Origin of the sequence: Bacillus sp. KH172YL63 (genome assembly GCF_011398925.1) — a bacterium.
Taxonomy (GTDB): Bacteria; Bacillota; Bacilli; order Bacillales; family Bacillaceae_B; genus Rossellomorea.
Map to the genome: position 1 here is coordinate 2,606,021 of NZ_AP022842.1, position 21,065 is coordinate 2,627,085.

A 21,065-nucleotide genomic window follows, 5' to 3' on the forward strand; every position below is an offset into this window, starting at 1 on the left:
AACCTGCACCTTTCCGAAGAGACGGCACAGGTTTCTTTCTGTTCAACCTCTGACTTTTTACGCTCCGTCCCTGTTGTCAAAGGTGAGCACTTCATAATTCCTGCGGTTGAATTTCACTGCAATCAGACCATGCTGACCTGTCAAATACAGGTCGATCCAAGCCTCATTGATCGCTTCAAGCATGTCACCATTGAGAAGCTTTTCTTTCGAACGGTAGAGGATCGCCGTCTGGGGATCAATATGCTTCAATAAGCGGTGAGACATGTTTTCCGCTTTGGAATGAAGGGGAATCTTCACGATATTAACGTTCTTAAGAGAATGGGTCAACAACACTTCTTCCCCGTGGGCGGATTGTGAACTGAGCCACAGGAAACGATGATGGAAGAAGGTGATGGAAAAATCCAACCCCTCCCCTTCATCGCTCCCCTCATGCAAAACATTCATGACCAGTCCTTCTGAAACTGTATAGGTTTGACCTTCTTCGAGTCGGCGTGTTTGCTGTGAAAGTCCCTCAGAAATGGAGGGGGCCAGTGTCTTCCCGATGATCAACTCATCCACACTGTACCTTTTCATCAATTCCTTGATCATATCCTCATGAACTTCACTTTTCTCTGTGATGACAATGGCTTTCAAATTTTGAATTTGAAGCTGTTTCAAGTAGTAATAAAGCTGATCCTTTTCCTTTATGGTTCCCGTATTGATCAGGTAATTTCCGCCGGATGATAAATGGATCACGGCTACCTCCCCGTGTAATACCGGCAGAAAGCTTATTGCATATTCCTCTTTTGTGATATGCAAATCCACCTGCGGGACTTTCATCCCCAGCACAGTCGCATGGGTAAGGAAAAAAGTAAGCATGACCGTTATGATGACTTTCATTTTATATCCTCCAATGATTTCATCTCCCCATTAGGTTGCGTTAAGGAATGAAATTTATCACAGAGGATTAGAGCCAGTCTTCGATCCAGGACACGAGATCATACAGGTCCCCTTCCCTCATCTCCATCGAAGGTATCGACTTTAAGAAAGCATTACCGTATCTCGTGGTCATGATTCTTCTGTCGTATACAATTACAATCCCACGATCACTGCTTCTTCGGATCAGCCTGCCGACCCCCTGTTTAAAACGGATGATTGCTTCAGGTAACGAATGGGCCGAAAACGGATTCTTTCCTTCCGCTTTGAGAATATCTGATTTCGCTTGGGTGACAGGCTCGTCAGGAGGGGAAAATGGCAATCTGACCATGGCAAGGCAGGAAAGGTCTTCTCCCGGTATATCCACCCCTTCCCAAAAACTGCTCGTCCCGAAGAGAATCGCCTTATCGAAGCGCTGGAAGTTCTTTGTCAGGCGGCTGCGGCTGCCTGAGGTAATCCCCTGCGCCATCAGTACGTATTCCTCCAACAATCCGCTTTCCTTCATAAGCTCATACGTCTTTCTCAGCATGTCATATGAAGTGAAAAGGATAAGCATTCTTCCTTTTGTCGCCTGTGCCACACCAATCAAATGAGAGCTGATCGCTTCGATATATTCTTCAGCCTGAACCTGCTGGATTTCAGGGACATCGGTCGGAACGAACAGCCTTGACACCTCATTGTAATCAAAAGGTGAAGATAGCTGCAGTTTTTTGACCCCCATGCCGGCAAGCCCTATCTCATTCAGGAAATATTGGAAAGAGCCGCTGACAGTCAGTGTTGCCGAAGTCAATACGACGCTTTTCTTTTTCGTGAATATCTCGTCCTGCAGATTCCTGTCGACCGTGACCGGCTGCGCCTGTATGGATAGGCTGTTTGGAAGGGATCTTGTGTCACCGTCCAGCCAGAGTACATGATCATCAAAATCCTTGATAAACACCCTTTGCAGATTCATCTTCAATTCAGACCAATCGACTAAAAAGCTGTGGAATTCTTCAACGAGGGCCTTTTCCTTGTCGGCGAGCTTAAGCTTTTTATCCTTGATTTCCTGAAGGATGTTTTGACATTCTTTTTCAATATACTTCATGCCGGAAATGACACGCTCCATCGCCATGATGACCGGCTGCCAATAACTGCTCTTCTTCATCTCCGCCGTGATTCTGAGCTGGATTTTCTGTACCCCGTGCCTTTTCTTGGCCTTTTTATAGAAAACACTGGTCAGGACCGTCATCGCTTCTTCCAGATCCTGATAGAACTGGCCGATACGTGCATCAATCTCGAATGGATGATGGCCCATTTCCACTGAATGTCCTGTAATCATCTGATCCAGACGATAAAACAACTGCTTATGATCCAGCATCCCTAATTGAGCGGTTGTGAATTTAATCGATAAGTAATCCAGTACAACCCCAAGGTGCTGCCTTGCCGATTTTTCGAGATGATGCGCTTCATCGATCACCAAATGATCATAAGAAGGAAGCATGCTGCTTTCCTTCACCATGTCCATCAGCAGCATAGCGTGATTTGTAATGATGATATCTGCTTCCTGTGCTTTTTTCCTGGCAGAGAGGTAGAAGTCCTTCCCGACCCACGGATCTTTCGTATGAGAAAGATGCCAGCCATCATGCTTTAAGCGATTCCAGAACAATTGCCCGCCAGATGTGAGGTTAAGTTCATCGCTATCACCCGACTCTGTCCGTGTCAGCCATACAAGGATTTGCATCTTGGTGAGGACAACGTCATACTGCGTTTCATCCTCTCTCAGGGACTGTTCGAATTTAAACAAGTTTATGTAATGATTTTTCCCTTTTAACAGTACTGTTTTGAAAGGGAACGGACACATTTTTTCCATGAGTTTGATTTCTTTACGGAGCAGCTGTTCCTGCAGCTGGATCGTGTAAGTACTGATGACCACCTTTTCACCTGTTTGTTTGGCAAAAAGAACGGAAGGCCATAAGTATCCCAGTGACTTCCCGACCCCTGTACCTGCTTCGATGACGATATGCTTTGATTCGTAGAAGGAGTTTTGAATTTCTTCCATCATCTGAATCTGCTGCTCCCTTTTTTCATAGAAAGGAACATGCCGGGAGAGATATTCCTCTATATTAAATGCTTCCGGATCAAGAACGTCCATGGGGGCTTCATCACTCGGTGAAGCATCCTTCTTTTTTAAAGCAATGCCCCGATAGACTTCCATCTCAGCCGGGAGATCGTCTACATGCCGTTGCTTTTCACTTACGATTCCATCAAATAATAACGACAGATCGCTCTTCAGGTGGTATGAAAGCTTGTAGAGTTTCTCCAGGGTGACCATTGGGAGCTTTGACAGCTCTTCAATGAAGTAAAGAAGAATCTCAGCCGTTACATAAGCATCACTATCTGCCTGATGGGGTCTCACGTGGCTTAAATCCAGTGAATTTGATAATTCACTCAATTTAAAGCTGTCAGCAGAAGGCAACACCACTTTTGCCAATTCCACCGTATCAAACGACGGTCCTTTGAAAGGGTTATAGCCTGCTTCTTCTAATTCAGCCTGAAGAAATGAAAGATCAAATTGGACGTTATGGGCAACGAACACCCCTTGATCCAGAATTTCAAGGATCTTTGGTGCAATTTCATGAAATGCCGGGGCATCCTTCACCATGTCGTCATTGATCCCGGTTAATTCCTCAATGAAAGCAGGAATGGGTTTACCTGGTGAAACAAATGAGGTGAACTGATCAATGATTTTTCCACCTTCTATAATAACCGCTGATATTTGAATGATTTTTTCTCCACGTTTTGGAGAATTTCCTGTTGTCTCCAAGTCCACGACAACGAGTTTGAATGGGTACATTTTCTTCACTGCCTTTATATAAATCCTGCATCATACTCTTATGATTTCTAAATAAGTGTACCATAATTCAATGTCGATGACACCAAAAGGGGTGGGGGCGTGAGGGCTGCATACAGCAAGGCTGAAATGAAGGAAATGATCCGTCAGTCTCAACATATAAAAAAATCCGGACGATCCCGACATTCATTGATGAAAGTCGGATTCGTCCGGATGATGATGAGAACCAGTTGTTTGCGGAAGGCAGTTCCCTGCTTTAATATGGCTTCTCCTTCCACCTCAATCATTCAACAGCTAACCGAGGCGAAACTGTCAGGTCCTTTCGTATAATTAATAGACTGTCGCTTCAGGCTCTGTCCCAATCATATCGATGATCGTATTGTTTTCACCCATGATCGCCACTTTCGGGATATGATCATGTACCATTTCTTCTGCAACGAGTTTATAAGAGATAATGATGACGATATCGCCTTTTTGGACAAGTCTCGCGGCAGCACCGTTCAAACAGACGACACCGCTCCCTCTTTCACCAGGGATGATATATGTCTCGAGGCGTGCACCGTTATTATTGTTCACGATTTGAACCTTTTCGTTCGCCATCATGCCGACAGCATCCAGGATATCCTGATCGATTGTAATGCTTCCCACATAATTCAGGTTCGCTTCTGTTACCGTTGCCCTGTGGATTTTCCCACTCATCATTGTTCTATACATGTGAATCCTCCTCTGTCCCTACACTGATGATGATATTGTCGATTAATCTTGCATGTTTAAATTGAACGGCCATGGCGATGATGACGTCGCCTTTAAGCTCATTCAAACTTTTCAATTCGGGATATGAATGTACTTCTATATAATCGATGATTCCTGATGTATGATCATGGATATAAGAAGTAATCATTGAAATGATGTCTGAAGGGTTGCGCTCCCCCGCTTCAATCTGCATCTTCGCCTTTACAAGGCTTTTGTAGATACAGGGCGCTTCTGCTCTTTCTTCTTCAGACAGGTATACATTTCTTGAACTTTTCGCCAACCCATCGCTTTCGCGGATGGTCGGTACCCTGATGATCTCGACCGGGAAGAAATAATCGCTTACTAGCCCTTCCACTACGGCAACCTGCTGGGCATCCTTCAAGCCGAAATAAGCGCTGTCAGGCTGAACGAGGTGGAACAGTTTCGTCAACACCGTGACCACACCGTCAAAATGACCTTCCCGCTTTCGTCCGCACATGACGCCGACCCGCTCTTTCACATTCATGACAATTGACTGTACGCCAGGGTAGATCCCTTCCACTTCAGGTATGAACAAGATGTCAACACCTGATTCGGCCGCCAACCTCGAGTCCCTTTCAACGTCACGGGGATAACGGTCAAAGTCTTCATTCGGTCCGAATTGAAGTGGATTGACAAATATGCTCATGACGACAACATCATGATTACTTCGCGCTTCCTTCACAAGAGTGAGGTGTCCTTCATGGAGGAAACCCATCGTCGGGACAAATCCTATAGATGCACCCTTTTTCTTCAGATGACCTATCTCTTTTTGTAAATGGGTGATTTCCTTGATTATGTTCATTTAGATAATCCTCCATACAGCGCCTGAAGCTCCTCATCACCCATGGTAAAAGATTGGGCATCATCCGGAAAGCTCTCGGCTTTCACTTCAGCTATATATGTGGCAATTCCGGAGCGCATGATCTCTGTGACATTGCTGTATTGTTTGACGAATTTCGGTACCCGGTCCACTCCAAACGTGACAAGATCATGAAAAACCAACACTTGACCGTCGGTATCCCTTCCTGCCCCGATACCGATTGTCGGAATCTTTAACGCTTCTGATACTTCTTTGGCAAGTTGTTTCGGTACACACTCAAGGACCAGGGCAAATGCCCCTGCTTCTTCACATTTTCGTGCATCTTCAATCAACTGCCTGGCTGCTTCGGCTGTCTTCCCCTGTACTTTGTATCCGCCTAGGACACCGACGGACTGTGGGGTCAACCCTAAATGTGCCACGACCGGAATGCCTGCAGAAGTCAGGGATTGGATGCGGTCGATGACATGTCCGCTTCCTTCCACCTTCACTGCATGTGCGCCTCCCTGCTGAAGGATCTCTGCAGCTGTCTTCAGGGTTTCTTCCCTTGATAGATGGTAAGACATAAACGGCATGTCCGTCACGATGAACGTGTCTTTCGCCCCTCTTTTAACTGCCTTCGTATGATGAATCATATCTGCAACAGTTACAGGCACCGTTGAATCATAGCCCAATACGACCATGCCGAGGCTGTCGCCGACAAGAATGACATCGATCCCTGCTTCTTCCGCAATTTTGGCGGTCGGATAATCGTATGCCGTCAACATCGAAATCTTTTTCTTTTCGTTTTTCATTTTGAGAAAATCTGTCGTTTGTTTCATAGTATCCTCCTTCTTTTCAGTCAGAGGTGACGAAAAACAATGAAAGCACTTTCATATTTAGAACAAAAAAACCTCCTGAAAAATGACAGAAGGATCATAAGTGTAAGATATCATTGTTTCGACCCTCTGTCCCAGTCCACAATGGATCAAGGCAGAAATTGTATTTATAGCATTTGTTTGACGCAGGGTGCAGTTCCAAGGATACTGCCCAAAGAAATTATACCATATTAAATGGGATGGAAGTACAAGTTTCGCTTCCATCCCTCTTCCTCTTATATATTCACTTCAATATCCGCAGAATATATCTGGTGCACGGTACCTGACGAGTCTTCTATTTTCAGCACCCCGTCCTCCGTGATGCCTAAAGCACGTCCTTCTATCGTACCGTTGATCGTCCGGGCACGAATCCTTTTCCCAATGCTGATGGCGTAACTTTCCCATAACAGCTTGATCGGCGTGAATCCTTCTTTCATATAAAGAGAATACAGCGCTTCGATCCGCTCTAACACTTTCTGGACAACCTCTGCCCTTGAGATATGTTCACCTTTTTCAAGTGAAAGGGAAGTGGCAATTCCCTGTATTTCGTCGGGGAAGTGCTCACTCTGTTGATTAACATTCATTCCAATCCCGATAATGATCGAATTGATTTTATCCGATTCAGCCTGCAATTCCGTCAGGATTCCGGTCACTTTCTTTCCGTCAATGAGAATATCATTCGGCCATTTGATCTGCGGCTCAAGGCCTGTTGCTTCCTCGATCGCCTGAACGACTGCGACTGCTGTGATAAGCGTGAACTGGGGAGCCTTTTGCGGAGGGAGTAACGGCTTCAGAATCAGACTCATCCAAATCCCGGTCCCCTTCGAAGAATGCCACTCCCTCATCAGCCTGCCCCTGCCTGCAGTCTGTTCATCCGCTATGACAAGGGTCCCTTCGACTGCTCCATCACTCGCCAGCATATGAGCGATTTTCTGGGTGCTTTCAACCGTTTCTTCGTAATGGATCACGGTCCCCAACGTCTTCGTCCCAAGGCCGAGCCGGATGTTGTTCCCTGAGACTCCGTCTGGTGTTTCAATGATCCGGTATCCTTTTTTCCTTACAGCTTCCAGCACAAACCCTTCTTTGCGAAGTTCTTCGATATGCTTCCAAATCGCCGTCCTGGAACAGCCTGCGATATCTGCCAGTGCCTGTCCAGAAAGGAACTCCTGATTCGATTCCGACAACGCTTGCAGGACCTTCTTTCTTATAGTCGATTGCATTCCTCCAGCCACCTCCTAATCTGATTTTTATCATTGGTGATTATTTCATCAAGGACTGCTATTTCAATGTCTGAGAGAAGCTCTTTTACCCATGGTCCGCCACTTAGATTCGTCCAGCCCATTAAATCCTTACCCGTTACGGCCAGCTCCTCCCTTGATGTAATCGATAACCGGCGGTATGCTTCCCTGATTTGTTCTTCATCCGACCGGCTATCGGCTTTCATACACCCGTAGACCGCTTCCACATTCAATGCAGCAACCAGGCCTGCCCTGTAAAGCAGAGCATTAGACCAGCCCGATTCAATTCTGTGTCCGAGGATTTCAAGTTCTTTGCAGCGCTCCTTGACCGTTTTCGTCGGCAGTCTCCAACCTTTTAAAAACGTCTGGGGATCTTTCATCTTCATCTCAGCCAATAGAAGGAGCCAGGATTTATCTCCACTCAAATAACCCACTGATGGCAAATCCGCCACTTTTTCCAACGCTTGCTTATAAGGAGAAAGGGAAGGGAGTTCTTGATAAAGATTTGTCTTTGTGAGAAGCTTCAAAGCCTCCTGAGAAAACGGACCAGACAGTAATTTCTGAAATTCCATCGTCTTTCTCTCAACCGCTATGTGGCCCAGCAGCTGAGAGTGCTCTGTCATTGCATCCATTGTAGCCCAATCGAGGCTAAAGCCCAATTGACTGACAAACCTGACTCCCCTCATCATCCGCAGTGCATCTTCTGAAAATCTTGAATGTGGAGACCCTACCGTACGGATTAATTTGTTATGTATATCCCGCTGACCATGAAAAGGATCATATATTTTCCCTTCACTATCCATGGCCATACTGTTCATGGTGAAATCCCGGCGGGTCAGGTCGCCATCAAGAGAACGGATGAATTCCACCTTGTCAGGCCTCCTGAAATCAGCGTACGCAGATTCTGTACGGAAGGTGGTGATTTCATAATCACTTCCTTCATACATCACGAGTATCGTGCCATGTTCGATGCCCACATCGACAGTTCTCGGGAAAATCTCTTTCATCTCTTGAGGGAGGGCAGAAGTGGCGATATCTACATCATTGATCGGCCTGCCCAGTATATAATCCCTGACAGATCCCCCAACGAAATAGGCCTCATAACCTGCATCTTCAATTTTTTTCAATACCGGTACAGCTTTTTGAAAAATTTCCGGCAACACTTTACACACCTGCTTTTATCATGGGCTCAGCCAACGATCGTTTTATTTCAGTACTTCATGATAAATACGCTCATACTGTTCGACAATCTTACTGGAATGAAACGTCGACCGTGCAGTGGTAAGGGCATTCTGAGAAAGCTCTTTATGGAGCGTCTCATCCTTCAGGACTTCGAGAGCCTTCCGGGTGACTTCCGTGATATTCCCCACTTCACAAATAAAACCGTTCCATCCATCCCGGATCACTTCAGGTATGCCGCCGACATTTGTTCCGATGCCCGGAACCCCGCAGGCCATCGCTTCGAGGGCAACCAGACCGAAGCTCTCCTTTTCAGAGAGGAGCAATTTAAGATCACTGATTGAATAAAGCTCCTCCAGATTATCCTGTTTCCCCAGGAATAGTACTTTATCCTTCAGTCCAAGCTCTCGTACCTGCCTGCATATGACCGTCATTTCAGGTCCGTCCCCTACGAGCAGGAGCTTTGCGGGAATCTCAGACTGAATACGGTGAAAGGCCGCAACTACATCCGTCACTCTTTTTACCCCTCGGAAGTTCGAGACGTGGATGATGACTTTTTCATCATCCTTGATCCCGTATTCTTTCTTCAGGTGATGGGAATCGACTGCCCGGTACACACGTTCGTCAATAAAGTTATAAACCGTCTCAATGTCTTTATCCGGTTGGATCAAATCATATGTTTGCTTTACGAGGGCAGAAGAAACAGCGGTCACTACGTCTGATTTTTCAATCCCGAAACGGATCGCACCGGTTAATGATGGATCATACCCAAGCACGGTAATATCTGTCCCATGCAGGGTCGTGACAATTTTCACGTCTTTTCCTGCCATCTGTTTGCCGAGGATCGCACATACAGCATGGGGGATGGCATAATGGACATGAAGGATATCAAGGTTCTCCCGCTCCGTCACTTCTGCCATTTTATTCGCAAGTGCTAGGTCGTAAGGAGGGTATTGGAACACCGAATATTGACTCACTTCCACTTGATGAAAATAAATATTATGATACATCTTATTCAATCTGAACGGAATGCTTGATGTGATGAAATGGATTTCATGGCCTCTTTCAGCCAATAACTTTCCGAGCTCTGTCGCCACGACGCCGGATCCCCCGACAGTCGGATAGCAGGTTATTCCTATTTTAAGTTTCATACTGTTATTCTCCTAACAAATCATGATGCAAGATAAGGGATTGATGGGAGAAGAAACCTTCTGCATATCGCAATCCTGCATCTTTCCCGATCATACGCTCCCTTGCCGCCACCGCTTCGATATACCCGTCCGTCAATGGCGTCATCACGCCGTCTGTCCCTTTGGCAAACTGGCTTTTATAAGCCTCCAGACTTAGGACCTTCTTCTCCATGAACCCTTCAATATCCACCACAAAATCCGGCTTATGAAATCCGTTGATCATATAAAAGAAAAGGTTCTCTGCCTTATGACCAGGGATGCTTGAATGGAATTTCCTGATTCCAGCAGAGAAAAAAGCTTCTTTCACCAATCTCGAAGCGTTTCCGTGGTCCGGGTGACGATCCTGTTCATACGGAGCGAATATCGCTTTCGGTTTATACTTCCTTATCACATTTACAACTTTCTTGATATTGTCATCTGTTATGTATATGCCCCTGTCGGGAATATCCAGCGTTTCCCGTTTATATGCTCCCAGTACGCGGGCAGCTTTCAAGGCTTCTTCTTTCCTGAGTGGAACGGAACCATTGGATGAAAGCTCTGCCTCAGTAAGGTCGCATATCACAATTTTCTTCCCAACTGACGCGTACTTCGCCAAAGTTCCGCCCATTCCGATTTCCACATCGTCTGCATGTGCCCCGAATGCCAGAATATCTGTTTGGTGCTCCACACTACTCCTCCTTATCCGTGATGACGCTTCTCCATTCGATATCCCCTTTTTCTAAGCCTCTGACCAGCACTTCCGCTGTCCCCATATTGGTGGCAAGCGGAACCGCGTACACATCACACAGCCTGATCAAGGCAGATACATCAGGTTCATGGGGTTGTGCCGTTAAGGGATCCCTGAAAAACAGGATGAGATCCATCTTATTATTTGCGATATAAGACCCGATTTCCTGGTCTCCCCCAAGCGGACCTGAACGGAATCGATGGACGGATAGACCGGTTTCGTCCTGTATCCGTTTCCCTGTCGTACCTGTCGCAAAGAGGGAATGCTTCTCAATGATTGATTTATAAGCCAATACAAAGCGAATCAGATCATCTTTTTTCTTATCATGAGCAATCAATGCAATATTCATCACACTCATCCTTAGTCTAAAATATTTTCTAATCCATATACCAGTGTGTCTAACTTCATGACGGTTTCAACCGAGACTTTTACGCCTGACATGAAGCTTCCCCGATTGAATGAATCATGGCGTATCGTCAGTGTCTGGCCTTCTGCCCCGAACATCACTTGCTGATGGGCAAGCAGCCCCGGCAGCCTGACGCTGTGGATATGCATGCCGTCGACATCGGCGCCCCTTGCACCAGGGATCGTTTCCTTCTCATCAGGATGTCCCTGCTTCTTTCCTTCCCTGACTTCCTTTATCATTTCAGCTGTCTTCACAGCTGTTCCTGATGGCGCATCCAGCTTTTGATCATGATGAAGCTCCAAAATCTCCACATCCTTGAAATATTTCGCTGCAAGCTGGGAAAATTTCATCATCAGTACTGCGCCAATCGCAAAGTTCGGCGCGATGATGCATCCTAATGACTTCGATTGTGCAAGCTCTTTCAATTCCTCCAGTTCATCCGTGGTGAATCCTGTCGTACCCACGACTGGTCTGACCCCGTATTGTAGAGCTGTTTTCGTATGATGATAACCGACTTCCGGAGTGGTCAGGTCAATCAATACATGTGGTGCCTCTTCCTGAAAGCATGATTCAATATCTCCATATACCGGGACATCCCCTAATGGCAGTTCCTTATGGTCGATGACGCTGATGAGTGTAAAATGCTCCGTATCATTTACCAACTGAACGGCTTCCTTACCCATTCTTCCCCTAGGTCCTGCAATGGTAACCTTAATTTGATCCATCTTCATCCCCACCTTCTATTCTAGTCCAGCGATCTTTATCTCTTGTATTAAATTTATGCATCACACGATCGTGGGCTTCCTCAAGGCTGATATCAAGTGAGTTCGCCAGACAAATGACGACAAACAGGAGATCCCCGAGCTCTTCCTCAATCGTTTTTTCTTTTTCGCTCTTCTTTTTTGGCTTTTCACCGTAGTGATGATTCACTTCCCTGGCTAGTTCACCGAGCTCCTCGCTCAGCCTTGCAACCATTGCCAACGGACTGAAATATCCTTCTTTAAATTGACTTATGTATTGATCCACTTCGTTTTGCATTTGTTGCATCGTTTTTTGATCCATATAAGAAGCCTCACTCCTTCATTATCTCCTATCATGTTAGCTAAATCCTGCATGATTTACAAATATAAAGATTGATTTGTGAACTCTTGATTGCCAGTTTGTTTTTCTTCTTATATAATGTCTCTGTCAACGAGATAATACAATAAAGGAGGGTATCGCTGATGCTCGGCTTACGTTTGAAGAATATTCTGTTCATTTTATTAGGTTCCGCTATTTTTGCTTTTGGCCTTGTCCATTTCAATATGCAAAACAAGCTGGCAGAGGGTGGGTTCACAGGAATCACACTTATCTTTTATTTCTTATTCGATATCGACCCGTCCTACTCCAACCTGGCTTTAAATATACCTCTATTCTTTTTGGGATGGAAGCTGCTCGGGAAGAGAGCTTTCTACTATACCGTCATTGGTACTGTTGCGTTATCGGTATTTCTTTGGATATTCCAGAGGTTCCAAATGACGATCAATCTTGAGGGTGATTTATTTCTCGCCGCGTTATTTGCCGGAGTGTTCATCGGAATAGGGCTCGGAATCATATTTCGCTATGGAGGAACGACCGGGGGCGTTGATATCATTGCAAGACTTGCCCATAAGTACATAGGCTGGAGTATGGGTAAGACAATGTTCATGTTTGATGCCGTCGTCATCGGTGCATCCCTTGTGACTTATCTTGAGTACCGGGAAGCGATGTATACATTGGTGGCAGTATTTGTGGCGGCCCGGGTCATTGATTTCATGCAGGAAGGCGCCTACTCTGCAAGGGGAGCGATGATCATTTCAGAAAGTAATGAGGAAATCGCGGACGCCATCAATGAAAAGATGGACCGCGGTGTGACAGTCTTAAGGGGACACGGATCATTTACGAAGCAGGAACGTGAAGTGCTTTACTGCGTTGTAGGAAAAAATGAGATCGTCCGACTTAAAAATATCATTACAAGCGTCGATCCCCACGCATTCGTCTCCGTGACCGTCGTGCACGATGTACTTGGAGAGGGATTCACACTGGATGCTGACAAGAACCCTTTACATGATTAGCTCTATACAAAAAGCAGCTGGACCCGTTAGCGGGCCCAGCTGCTTTTTATTGATTAATCTTCTCCATTCATTCCTGTGAAGATCAAGATAAGCCTTAACAGTTCAATAACTGCCACAGCCGCTGCTGCAACATACGTCATGGCTGCTGCATTCAATACTTTACGTGCATGCCGTTCTTCCTCGTTACGGATCAGACCGAGCGATACAATCTGGTCCATCGCACGGGAAGATGCATTAAATTCAACAGGCAGTGTGATTAATTGAAAAACAACCCCTGCCGCCATAAGAATGATCCCGAGAAGGAACATACCCGTCATTTGGGTAAACATACCGATCAGCAAGAAGATCCAGGACATATTCGACCCGATGTTCGCTACCGGTACAAGTGCGTGCCGGAATCTCAGGAACGCATAGCTTTCTGCATCCTGGATCGCATGTCCGACTTCATGGGCTGCAACTGCGGCTCCTGCTACAGAGTGGCCGTGATAATTATCGGGAGACAAAGCAACCGTTTTGGTGATCGGGTTGTAATGGTCACTCAAAAAGCCTCTGCCTTCTACCACTTTGACGTCATACAGGCCGTTTTCGTCAAGAATCCGCCTCGCCATCTCCCTACCGGTCATGCCTGAAGTGGTGGCTACCCTGGAATATTTCTTAAAGGTACTCTTCACACGCATCTGAGCACCTATTGGAATCAACGCTATCAGTAAAAAATAAATCAAAAATCCTGCCATTATCGCAATAACCTCCAGATGATTAGATACATAAATTTTATAGTTCCCCAAACGCTCTGTCAATTTTTTTGACGCTCGGATTTTTTCCCTTCATCCCGTCCCTTATACTTTCTCCAACCTACGTAAGATAATGTAGAGACGATGATACTGCCTGTTGAAATGATGACCCACCACAGGGACGGATCCGCTTCATCTTCCGTCATATTTTCAAATAAGTCGTGGAGATCTGTCTCAAGGGAAGCAAGTTCACTCATCGTTTCCGTGCTCTCTAACACATCCTGGCGGTAGTGATCCAAGTATGAGATCCGTGCCTCCAATGATTGGGATCTTTCCACCGGGATATCCAGCTTGATGCTCGGCTGAATGATATTATATTTGGATAAAAATACATTCAATGTCGTGTGGTAGGCTTCTTCATTCCCATTTTCCGCAGCCTGTTTCACCCCATTGAAGGCTTCCATGATCGGATCCTCCATTTCGACCCAGAGAGGCTGATAACGGCTGTTCAATGCATCCATCACCAGACGAAATTTCGTCATGGCGTTCACTTTTTGCTCTAAGTCAGCAGAAGTCTGATTGATACTCTCTACCGCATGATTATGTGAAATGGTAAGGATCCGGAGCTCATCCATGGAAAAAGAACGTTGGACGTTTAAAGAAGCAAATTCATCTGAAAAATAAACCAACAGCTGTTTCGCTTCTTCATATTTCCCAGCCTTGGTCATTTGCAAAGCCTGATCGGCGATATCATCCAGTTCGTTCATCGGAGACGTCGATTCAACTGCATTTAATGGCTGCGGCACTACTATAAGAAAAAAGAAAAGCGTAATCATGAATTGGATAAACTTCATACTTGTCCCCCCTAAAACTACTAATAAAGTTTATGAAGAGGTGGACAAGAGTAGACCAATTAATCAATCCAACGTAGAGCCAAGTGACAAACGGGTCGTCCTTTGGGTGAAGTAATACGCAATGGCGATGGACAAGATACTCAGCCAGAAAGTGAAATACCCGATATGCTGGATGTACATATATAATTTCGAATATACAGGGAACTGCATGTAGACATAGTCAATGATGTCATTATGCACCGTCCATACGGCCCCGACAGCAAGATGCCAAAGTTTCACTCTGTAAAATGATGAATACAGGATCCCCTGGATCGCCATTGCCCCGTGGGAGGCCATCAACATATATCCTTCCCAGGGCAAATCACCTGAAACCCACAGCGTCAATACATTCATGATCATCGCCCAGACGCCATACTTAAATAAAGTGATGATCGCCAACACCTCAAAAATCGGCCAGTTCCGATTCATTAAAAATGCAATCAGCACAAAGCAAAAAAACAGACTCGCCGTCGGGCTGTCCGGAACAAACAAAAAAAATTGCGAGGGGGTATTTCGTAATTGGGGGATATACCATATGTATCCATAAACAGTACCAAGTACGTTTATTACCAATAAAAGCCATAAAAAAAGCTTATTTCTTAAAATAGTCATGATCCAGAGCATGAATGATCCTCTCTTTCAGGTAGAAAAAAAGAGCCAACATGAGCCGGCCCTTTTTTTCATACTATTCTTCTAATCCAGAAATGAATTCAGAGAGCTTTTGCAACTCTTCATCCGTCCCTTTGAACAAACCTCCAGGCATACCTGGCGGCTTACCGTTCTTTGCGATGTCAGCTACTTCTTCTGGAGATAGTCCAGTTCCGATTAAGGATGGACCTGCTCCACCTTGAAGATTTTCACCATGACAGTTGATACAGCCATTTTTCTGATCTGCAAAGATTTTGTATCCTTCAGATTCCTTATCGATATCCACTTCAGCACGGATTTTCCCTTGTTCCTTAGCTGCCTCCCAATCATGGTTGACAACCGATTCCCAAGTAAGGAAATACGTAGCTGCGAGTGCCAATAACATGAAACCTACAGCAAGCGGACGTTTTGTCGGACGACGTTCAGGTCCTTTATCGATGAATGGTGCAAGTAAAAGCGCTCCAAACGCGATTCCAGGAATGACGAACGCGCCAATGACATTGTAAGGTCCAGATGCATACGTATACTTAAGTAATTGGTATAAGAATAAGAAATACCAGTCAGGTAATGGAATATATCCAGTGTCCGTCGGATCGGCAATACGCTCTAGCGGCGATGGATGAGCAATCGTCAAGCATAGATAACCGATTAGGAAAACAGCTCCAACCAACCATTCTTTCAATAAGAAGTTCGGCCAGAAAGCTTCTGTTTTACCAGGGAACTCCGAATAGTCTTTCGGTATATTCGGCTTTCTGTCTGCAGGAACACGGGAGTCCCCTACAAACTTCATCCCTTTTCCTCGATGCATAGTGTCCCCCTCCTTTTATTAGGTTCATTACTTACCATTGAATCTTATAGTGGTCCAGAAATACCTTGCTTACGGATCATCAGGAAGTGAGCTCCCATCAATCCAAGCAGTGCAGCAGGCAAGAAGAATACATGAATCGCGAAGAAACGAGTCAGCGTCTGAGCTCCAACAATATGAGCGTCACCGGCCAACAGCATTTTCACCTGATCTCCAATGAATGGAGTGGCTCCTGCGATTTCAAGACCTACCTTCGTTGCGAATAGCGCTTTCATATCCCACGGCAATAAATAACCCGTGAATCCAAGCCCTAACATAACGAAGAAAATAAGCACGCCAACAACCCAGTTCAATTCACGAGGTTTTTTGTATGCACCTTGGAAGAATACGCGCAGTGTATGTAAGAACATCATTACGATAACCAAACTAGCTCCCCAGTGATGCATTCCGCGGACGATTTGTCCGAAAGCAACTTCATTTTGCAGATAATACACAGATTCCCAAGCGTTCTTAATATCTGGAACATAGTACATTGTCAAAAACATTCCAGATAAAATTTGAATGACGGTTACGAAGAAAGTCAATCCACCGAAACAGTAAACAAACGCTGAAAAGTGATGCGCCGGATTTACGTGTTCAGGTACTTCGTGATCCGCGATATCGCGCCACATAGGCGTAATGTCTAAACGCTCGTCAACCCAATCATAGATTTTGTTCAGCACAGATTACGCCCCCTTACTTAACAAATTTATTTGGTTCAGGTTGTCCAAGATATAAAATCCCGTCTTTTTCTTTTGTTGGATATGAATCCAACGGTGCCGTCGGTGGAGTACCAGGTACGTTTTTACCGTTTTTGTGATAAAGTCCACCATGACATGGGCAGTAGAACATTTCTTTGTCATCTGGATTTCCATTCCAGTTAACAGTACAACCAAGGTGTTTACAAACTGGTGAAAGTGCAATGATTTTGCCCTCCTGGTTTTTATAAACCCAAGCAGTTTGTGTCACTTCTGATGTGTACCACGCATCTTTCTGCTCATAAGAGAAGTCGACGCGTACTGGTTCATTCGTTAATTCTGATACCTTTTGCTTTGTCGCTTTAAAATCTCCCGCAGCTTCCGTTTTCAACACTGGATCCACTGCAAAGCGAACCATCGGCATTAACATTCCCGCCGCCATGAAACCGCCTACACCCGTAAGAGTATAGTTAAGGAATTGACGTCTAGATACACGATGTTTGCTCATCCTTTTCCCCCCTCTATCGTAAGGTAAGTCCGTCGGACATATTTCGCACAAATATAAAACTAGGACATAACTATGATATATTAAACTCTATACAAGGTCAATAACTGTCTGTTCTAAAAGATGGAAACAATGTGAAGTTTTTATGAATTTTTTTGCCATTTTTGTACAATCACATTCAGCAGTTGTTTCACCTGATCTTCCATGATCGAGTGCTTATACTGATCATCAAGATTCTCAAGGGGAATGGAAGGAACCCAGATCAAGCGGTCGTCCATCCTTTCTTCTACTTGTTTCCATCCGCTGTCAGCTGTTAAGTAGAAGATATGCTTCACGCCGCTCTCACTCAATTCTCCTGCCCAAAGCGACAGCCTGGATACGTCGTCCTCTTTTCCCCCGTTCATTCTGTAAGTAAACGCCGGCGTCATCATCATCCTGCCTTTGAACTGCTTTTCAAGATGCATGGTGAGTAGATTGATAAATTCCGATTGTGCACCAGAATTCCTGATATCATCACCGAAGTCCACGGGGATCAATGGGATGACCGCCGTATCTATGTATGCTTTTTCCGCTTCAAACACTTCAATATCTTTCACATTCCAATTCATGTCATACCCTCACTTTATGTCTATTGTCACTCCCATCATATCATTTTATCTCCTTGCATATAAAGCGATTTCACTTCAGTGCGGGAAACGCCCGTCTTATGCCAGCCCTGCCGCATATTTCTAGTATGCTCCAACGGCAATCAAACTATATAAAATGACCATAAAAAAATCGAATGAAGAGCTCCCTCTTCATTCGATCATTCACGTTAAGCTATTCAATTCCTTCGTCAATTTCTTGAAGGTCGTTTCATCCCCCGAATCCAGCGCTTGATCGATCTGCTTCAACAAGCGGTCACGTTGAAACGATTGGAGGCTGTTCTTTAAGAATTGCTCTGCGACAATCCGGTCCTTTTCATTGATTAATAAATATTTCGGCATGAAAGGATTTTCTTCAAGCACAGCAGCAAATTGGTAACTGGAATTCGCCTTGCTGAAATTGAGCTGTATATAGATGTCTTCATCCTTGTTCAGCCGGATATCATGGAAAGACTTTTCAGCATCGGTCGTCATGATGTTTTCTTTATAAAATCTGAATGGCACATCTTCCACACAATGAGTCGACATCACCAAACCTCGCGGACAATATTGCGACTCTTCCACAAAATGAACCTTTTTCATTAACTGGTCATGACTCATCAGATAATTCAATATCCATACACATTCTCTTCTTTTTAATTGATAACGGTTCAAAAACCAGCGGATAAATTCTTTCTTCTCGTTGACAGAAACAGGGGTGGTCATGGTTTTCCCTCCTCTGCAGAATTTTTTTCAGTTCTTTCTCTCATTGGTCCATCAGTCAAAATGCGTGTATCCCCTCAGACGTCCACTTTGCTTGTTCAGCCCACCGACACCGGTCAGTCTTGTAATCTTTCAATCAAATCCTGCCATTCGTCATTCGAAGGATCCATTTCAATCAGGTGTTTATATACTTCTACTGCTTCACCCCTGAGTCCTTCTTCTACTAAAAATTGTCCGTACTCTATTAAAAACTCTTGATGATTCTTAAAATAAGTATATGCAATACGGTATTGTTTTAATGCATGATTATATTGTTCAAGCCCCTCATATGCTTTTGCAAGATCCCAGTTGATCTGTGGTTCTTCTTCCCCTTCAACCGTGATCATCCGGGCTATTTCCAATACATCTTCAAACCTGTCATGGGTAAAGAAAAATTTATTGATCACAAGTGCAGCTTCCAAATACCCGGGATCAAGCGCCAGCGCTTCCCTGAGAAATGCTTCAGCTTCCGTCTCCAGACCAAGTTTCAAGGAAATTTTCCCTCCGAATAAATTCAATTCCTTATTGAACTCATCCTGTTTGACTCCCTCCTGAACTGTTTCCAGGCTTTCCTGAAGCCGCTCTTCCCGTTCATATGATTGAGCCAACAGTAAATATACAGAGTGATATTCAGGGTCGAGCTCCCTGACCGCTTCAAACTTTTCAATGGCCTTCTCATAGAAGCCTGCCTGATAAGCCGTAAAAGCATATCCGAACAGTGTATTGATTTCCAGGTGGTCCTCGATCGCTTTTTCGTAATGGGTGAGCGCTTCTTCAAATGCACCACCCACACTATAAGCTTCCGCCAGCCTCTGATGGACATTCGTACCACCGATTTCGGTCGTTCCTTTGCCAATCAGTGTTTGATAATGTCTGATCGCCTCAAGGAACCTGCCTGTTTCGGAATATAACTCCCCGAGCCCGAAATCAATGACCGGTTCTTCAGGCAACAGCTTTTTCGCCTGCAGCAGCTTTTGTTCACTCACTTCAAATAATCCCTGCATTTGGTACAGGTCAGCCAATAGTAATAAAGCCCTTGGATAACTCGGGTCTTCTTCATCGATTTCCCCGAGCTTGTCGATGGCATCTTCTTCAAGGTCCATCTCTACTAGCACTTCTCCAAGCTCAATCAAAAGCTCTCCCTCACCCGGGTAATAGATGAGGAGATTTTCATACAGTTCCTTGGCTTCTTCCAGGAACCCCAAATGGTGCAATTCTTCTGCCAAACTATATTTTTCTTCGTGGCTTCCGAATTTCAACACTTGATTATAGTGTTTCTTCGCATCTTCTAATTTTCCTTCCTCCAAGGAAGATAACATTTGTTCAGCGTATGACATGGTCCATCCCTTTCTTTATAAAAAGCTTGTATTCATTTAAGTGAAGTAACCGGGCGTCTGGATGATCAATTCAACACCCGCTCCCGGATAAAAATAGCCTTTATCATTTACAAATTGATACTTCCCTTTGTTCATTGTACATTTTAGCACATGATGATCATTCAGGGATGATAATGGCTCATCGCCCAATTCTTCATGAGATTTCATATAAAGGTTATAACTTAATTCTCCACCAGCAAGAAAAGTTCCTCTATGGGGATATATACCAATTTTTTTCAGTGCATCCAAAGTCATTGGTTTATTTTGGGGAATTTCGTACGAAAGATGTGGAATTCTCTCCGAATCCATCGAAGTTTGCCATATTTTAAGATGCTTCATTTTCGTTTTATTGTCCATGGGTGTCGAAAAAAAGGGGACAAAAGTAATAGGGTAATCATACAATAAACCTTTTATCCATCCCCATGGAATGCTTTTGAACGATTCCAGCTCGTCTATCCGGATCCAGATGACAGGGACTCTGTGACGCTTGCAGGATCGTATGATGGATGGCGTGATGAGTTTCGGCTGCAGAATCAGCCCAATCGTGTAATCCAGGGGGCAGTTGATCAAAGAGGTCTTCCGTTCTTGAAGTTGTTTCATGAATTCATATTCATACGACAGGGAAAATGCTGTCAATACCGTAGTACAGCCTTTATGAATGAACTTACTGAGATAATATTCCTTGACTGAAGGGAAATTCCCACCCTCCGGCACATCCAAATCACACATCACATGCCCCGGTGTCATCATGAAGGGTGAAACATCCATCCTCATATGACGGTAATAGGCAAAACTGTCCCGCAGCGCTGACACTTTATGATCTTCCACCAGCATTGAAGTCTGAATGACTTTCTCCTCTTTTACCCAATTTGCATTTTCTATGATATAGGTACCCACTCTGCCATCCCCTTCCTTTATAGACAAGCTATGAAAGAAGAGAAGCAGACATGCAGACTGAA

Annotated in this window: 23 protein-coding genes; 1 reads left to right on the forward strand and 22 read right to left on the reverse strand. The window is 44.8% G+C overall.

The window, feature by feature from the left end:
* Positions 1 to 57 precede the first annotated feature (57 nt).
* From KH172YL63_RS13310 to KH172YL63_RS13365, 12 genes are all read right to left on the reverse strand, one after another.
* Positions 58 to 879 (reverse strand): ComEC/Rec2 family competence protein, encoded by an 822-nt coding sequence (locus KH172YL63_RS13310; RefSeq protein ID WP_173106560.1) that lies wholly within the window; start codon positions 877 to 879, stop codon positions 58 to 60.
* 67 nt (positions 880 to 946) lie between these two features.
* Positions 947 to 3,748, reverse strand: coding sequence for an ATP-dependent DNA helicase DinG (gene dinG, locus KH172YL63_RS13315; protein WP_173106561.1), 2,802 nt, complete (start codon positions 3,746 to 3,748; stop codon positions 947 to 949).
* Positions 3,749 to 4,075: 327 nt separating this feature from the next.
* Positions 4,076 to 4,459: an aspartate 1-decarboxylase gene (gene panD / locus KH172YL63_RS13320; protein ID WP_173106562.1), complete on the reverse strand. Its 384-nt coding sequence runs from the start codon at positions 4,457 to 4,459 to the stop codon at positions 4,076 to 4,078.
* Complete coding sequence (gene panC / locus KH172YL63_RS13325; protein ID WP_173106563.1) at positions 4,452 to 5,321, reverse strand: pantoate--beta-alanine ligase; 870 nt, start codon at positions 5,319 to 5,321, stop codon at positions 4,452 to 4,454. The genes panD and panC overlap by 8 nt, the downstream gene beginning before the upstream one ends.
* Entirely contained in the window at positions 5,318 to 6,157 is an 840-nt protein-coding gene (gene panB, locus KH172YL63_RS13330) for a 3-methyl-2-oxobutanoate hydroxymethyltransferase (protein ID WP_173106564.1), read from the reverse strand. Before panB ends, panC begins: the two co-directional genes overlap by 4 nt.
* 272 nt (positions 6,158 to 6,429) lie before the next feature.
* The gene (locus KH172YL63_RS13335) at positions 6,430 to 7,413 is read right to left on the reverse strand and encodes a biotin--[acetyl-CoA-carboxylase] ligase (RefSeq protein WP_173106565.1); all 984 of its coding nucleotides are present in this window, start codon (positions 7,411 to 7,413) and stop codon (positions 6,430 to 6,432) included.
* Positions 7,398 to 8,594, reverse strand: coding sequence for a CCA tRNA nucleotidyltransferase (locus KH172YL63_RS13340; RefSeq protein WP_332066849.1), 1,197 nt, complete (start codon positions 8,592 to 8,594; stop codon positions 7,398 to 7,400). Before KH172YL63_RS13340 ends, KH172YL63_RS13335 begins: the two co-directional genes overlap by 16 nt.
* Before the next feature lie 42 nt (positions 8,595 to 8,636).
* Positions 8,637 to 9,761, reverse strand: coding sequence for an N-acetyl-alpha-D-glucosaminyl L-malate synthase BshA (bshA, locus tag KH172YL63_RS13345; RefSeq protein WP_173106567.1), 1,125 nt, complete (start codon positions 9,759 to 9,761; stop codon positions 8,637 to 8,639).
* 4 nt (positions 9,762 to 9,765) lie between these two features.
* Complete coding sequence (bshB1, locus tag KH172YL63_RS13350) at positions 9,766 to 10,467, reverse strand: bacillithiol biosynthesis deacetylase BshB1 (RefSeq protein WP_173106568.1); 702 nt, start codon at positions 10,465 to 10,467, stop codon at positions 9,766 to 9,768.
* Position 10,468: 1 nt separating this feature from the next.
* The gene (gene mgsA / locus KH172YL63_RS13355; protein ID WP_173106569.1) at positions 10,469 to 10,876 is read right to left on the reverse strand and encodes a methylglyoxal synthase; all 408 of its coding nucleotides are present in this window, start codon (positions 10,874 to 10,876) and stop codon (positions 10,469 to 10,471) included.
* Positions 10,877 to 10,887: 11 nt separating this feature from the next.
* Entirely contained in the window at positions 10,888 to 11,658 is a 771-nt protein-coding gene (gene dapB, locus KH172YL63_RS13360; RefSeq protein ID WP_173106570.1) for a 4-hydroxy-tetrahydrodipicolinate reductase, read from the reverse strand.
* Positions 11,645 to 11,995 carry a nucleotide pyrophosphohydrolase gene (locus KH172YL63_RS13365; protein ID WP_173106571.1) on the reverse strand — a complete coding sequence of 117 codons (351 nt, stop codon included), beginning with the start codon at positions 11,993 to 11,995 and terminating at the stop codon, positions 11,645 to 11,647. The genes dapB and KH172YL63_RS13365 overlap by 14 nt, the downstream gene beginning before the upstream one ends.
* 161 nt (positions 11,996 to 12,156) lie before the next feature.
* On the opposite strand from KH172YL63_RS13365, the gene KH172YL63_RS13370 reads away from it, so the two are divergent.
* Positions 12,157 to 13,026 (forward strand): YitT family protein, encoded by an 870-nt coding sequence (locus tag KH172YL63_RS13370; RefSeq protein ID WP_442858731.1) that lies wholly within the window; start codon positions 12,157 to 12,159, stop codon positions 13,024 to 13,026.
* Positions 13,027 to 13,079: 53 nt separating this feature from the next.
* Here the strand turns inward: KH172YL63_RS13370 and KH172YL63_RS13375 are convergent, their stop codons facing one another.
* The 10 genes from KH172YL63_RS13375 to KH172YL63_RS13420 form a co-directional block, all read right to left on the reverse strand.
* Entirely contained in the window at positions 13,080 to 13,760 is a 681-nt protein-coding gene (locus tag KH172YL63_RS13375) for a zinc metallopeptidase (RefSeq protein ID WP_173106572.1), read from the reverse strand.
* 59 nt (positions 13,761 to 13,819) lie between these two features.
* Positions 13,820 to 14,611 (reverse strand): sporulation protein YpjB, encoded by a 792-nt coding sequence (gene ypjB / locus KH172YL63_RS13380; RefSeq protein WP_173106573.1) that lies wholly within the window; start codon positions 14,609 to 14,611, stop codon positions 13,820 to 13,822.
* 63 nt (positions 14,612 to 14,674) lie between these two features.
* On the reverse strand, positions 14,675 to 15,274 hold the full coding sequence (locus tag KH172YL63_RS13385) for a lipoprotein heptaprenylglyceryl N-acetyltransferase LhaT (RefSeq protein ID WP_173106574.1): 600 nt from the start codon (positions 15,272 to 15,274) through the stop codon (positions 14,675 to 14,677).
* 61 nt (positions 15,275 to 15,335) lie between these two features.
* Entirely contained in the window at positions 15,336 to 16,106 is a 771-nt protein-coding gene (locus KH172YL63_RS13390; RefSeq protein WP_173106575.1) for a menaquinol-cytochrome c reductase cytochrome b/c subunit, read from the reverse strand.
* Positions 16,107 to 16,150: 44 nt separating this feature from the next.
* Complete coding sequence (qcrB, locus tag KH172YL63_RS13395; protein ID WP_138775785.1) at positions 16,151 to 16,825, reverse strand: menaquinol-cytochrome c reductase cytochrome b subunit; 675 nt, start codon at positions 16,823 to 16,825, stop codon at positions 16,151 to 16,153.
* Between the two features lie 13 nt (positions 16,826 to 16,838).
* Entirely contained in the window at positions 16,839 to 17,348 is a 510-nt protein-coding gene (locus KH172YL63_RS13400) for a QcrA and Rieske domain-containing protein (RefSeq protein ID WP_173106576.1), read from the reverse strand.
* 140 nt (positions 17,349 to 17,488) lie between these two features.
* Complete coding sequence (locus KH172YL63_RS13405) at positions 17,489 to 17,953, reverse strand: YpiF family protein (RefSeq protein ID WP_173106577.1); 465 nt, start codon at positions 17,951 to 17,953, stop codon at positions 17,489 to 17,491.
* Positions 17,954 to 18,154: 201 nt separating this feature from the next.
* A complete protein-coding gene (locus KH172YL63_RS13410; protein ID WP_173106578.1) occupies positions 18,155 to 18,694 on the reverse strand; it encodes a ReoY family proteolytic degradation factor in 540 nt (179 codons plus the stop codon).
* A gap of 113 nt (positions 18,695 to 18,807) precedes the next feature.
* A complete protein-coding gene (locus KH172YL63_RS13415) occupies positions 18,808 to 20,067 on the reverse strand; it encodes a tetratricopeptide repeat protein (RefSeq protein ID WP_173106579.1) in 1,260 nt (419 codons plus the stop codon).
* Positions 20,068 to 20,103: 36 nt separating this feature from the next.
* On the reverse strand, positions 20,104 to 21,003 hold the full coding sequence (locus tag KH172YL63_RS13420; protein ID WP_173106580.1) for a hypothetical protein: 900 nt from the start codon (positions 21,001 to 21,003) through the stop codon (positions 20,104 to 20,106).
* Between the last annotated feature and the right edge of the window lie 62 nt (positions 21,004 to 21,065).

Bases quoted from the DNA above. Each gene is read 5' to 3' on its own strand.
- KH172YL63_RS13310 (WP_173106560.1), bottom strand. From the start codon at position 879: ATGAAAGTCATCATAACGGTCATGCTTACTTTTTTCCTTACCCATGCG.
- dinG (WP_173106561.1), bottom strand. From the start codon at position 3,748: ATGTACCCATTCAAACTCGTTGTCGTGGACTTGGAGACAACAGGAAAT.
- panD (WP_173106562.1), bottom strand. From the start codon at position 4,459: ATGTATAGAACAATGATGAGTGGGAAAATCCACAGGGCAACGGTAACA.
- panC (WP_173106563.1), bottom strand. From the start codon at position 5,321: ATGAACATAATCAAGGAAATCACCCATTTACAAAAAGAGATAGGTCAT.
- panB (WP_173106564.1), bottom strand. From the start codon at position 6,157: ATGAAACAAACGACAGATTTTCTCAAAATGAAAAACGAAAAGAAAAAG.
- KH172YL63_RS13335 (WP_173106565.1), bottom strand. From the start codon at position 7,413: ATGCAATCGACTATAAGAAAGAAGGTCCTGCAAGCGTTGTCGGAATCG.
- bshA (WP_173106567.1), bottom strand. From the start codon at position 9,761: ATGAAACTTAAAATAGGAATAACCTGCTATCCGACTGTCGGGGGATCC.
- mgsA (WP_173106569.1), bottom strand. From the start codon at position 10,876: ATGAATATTGCATTGATTGCTCATGATAAGAAAAAAGATGATCTGATT.
- dapB (WP_173106570.1), bottom strand. From the start codon at position 11,658: ATGGATCAAATTAAGGTTACCATTGCAGGACCTAGGGGAAGAATGGGT.
- KH172YL63_RS13365 (WP_173106571.1), bottom strand. From the start codon at position 11,995: ATGGATCAAAAAACGATGCAACAAATGCAAAACGAAGTGGATCAATAC.
- KH172YL63_RS13370 (WP_442858731.1), top strand. From the start codon at position 12,157: ATGCTCGGCTTACGTTTGAAGAATATTCTGTTCATTTTATTAGGTTCC.
- KH172YL63_RS13375 (WP_173106572.1), bottom strand. From the start codon at position 13,760: ATGGCAGGATTTTTGATTTATTTTTTACTGATAGCGTTGATTCCAATA.
- ypjB (WP_173106573.1), bottom strand. From the start codon at position 14,611: ATGAAGTTTATCCAATTCATGATTACGCTTTTCTTTTTTCTTATAGTA.
- KH172YL63_RS13385 (WP_173106574.1), bottom strand. From the start codon at position 15,274: ATGCTCTGGATCATGACTATTTTAAGAAATAAGCTTTTTTTATGGCTT.
- KH172YL63_RS13390 (WP_173106575.1), bottom strand. From the start codon at position 16,106: ATGCATCGAGGAAAAGGGATGAAGTTTGTAGGGGACTCCCGTGTTCCT.
- KH172YL63_RS13400 (WP_173106576.1), bottom strand. From the start codon at position 17,348: ATGAGCAAACATCGTGTATCTAGACGTCAATTCCTTAACTATACTCTT.
- KH172YL63_RS13405 (WP_173106577.1), bottom strand. From the start codon at position 17,953: ATGAATTGGAATGTGAAAGATATTGAAGTGTTTGAAGCGGAAAAAGCA.
- KH172YL63_RS13410 (WP_173106578.1), bottom strand. From the start codon at position 18,694: ATGACCACCCCTGTTTCTGTCAACGAGAAGAAAGAATTTATCCGCTGG.
- KH172YL63_RS13415 (WP_173106579.1), bottom strand. From the start codon at position 20,067: ATGTCATACGCTGAACAAATGTTATCTTCCTTGGAGGAAGGAAAATTA.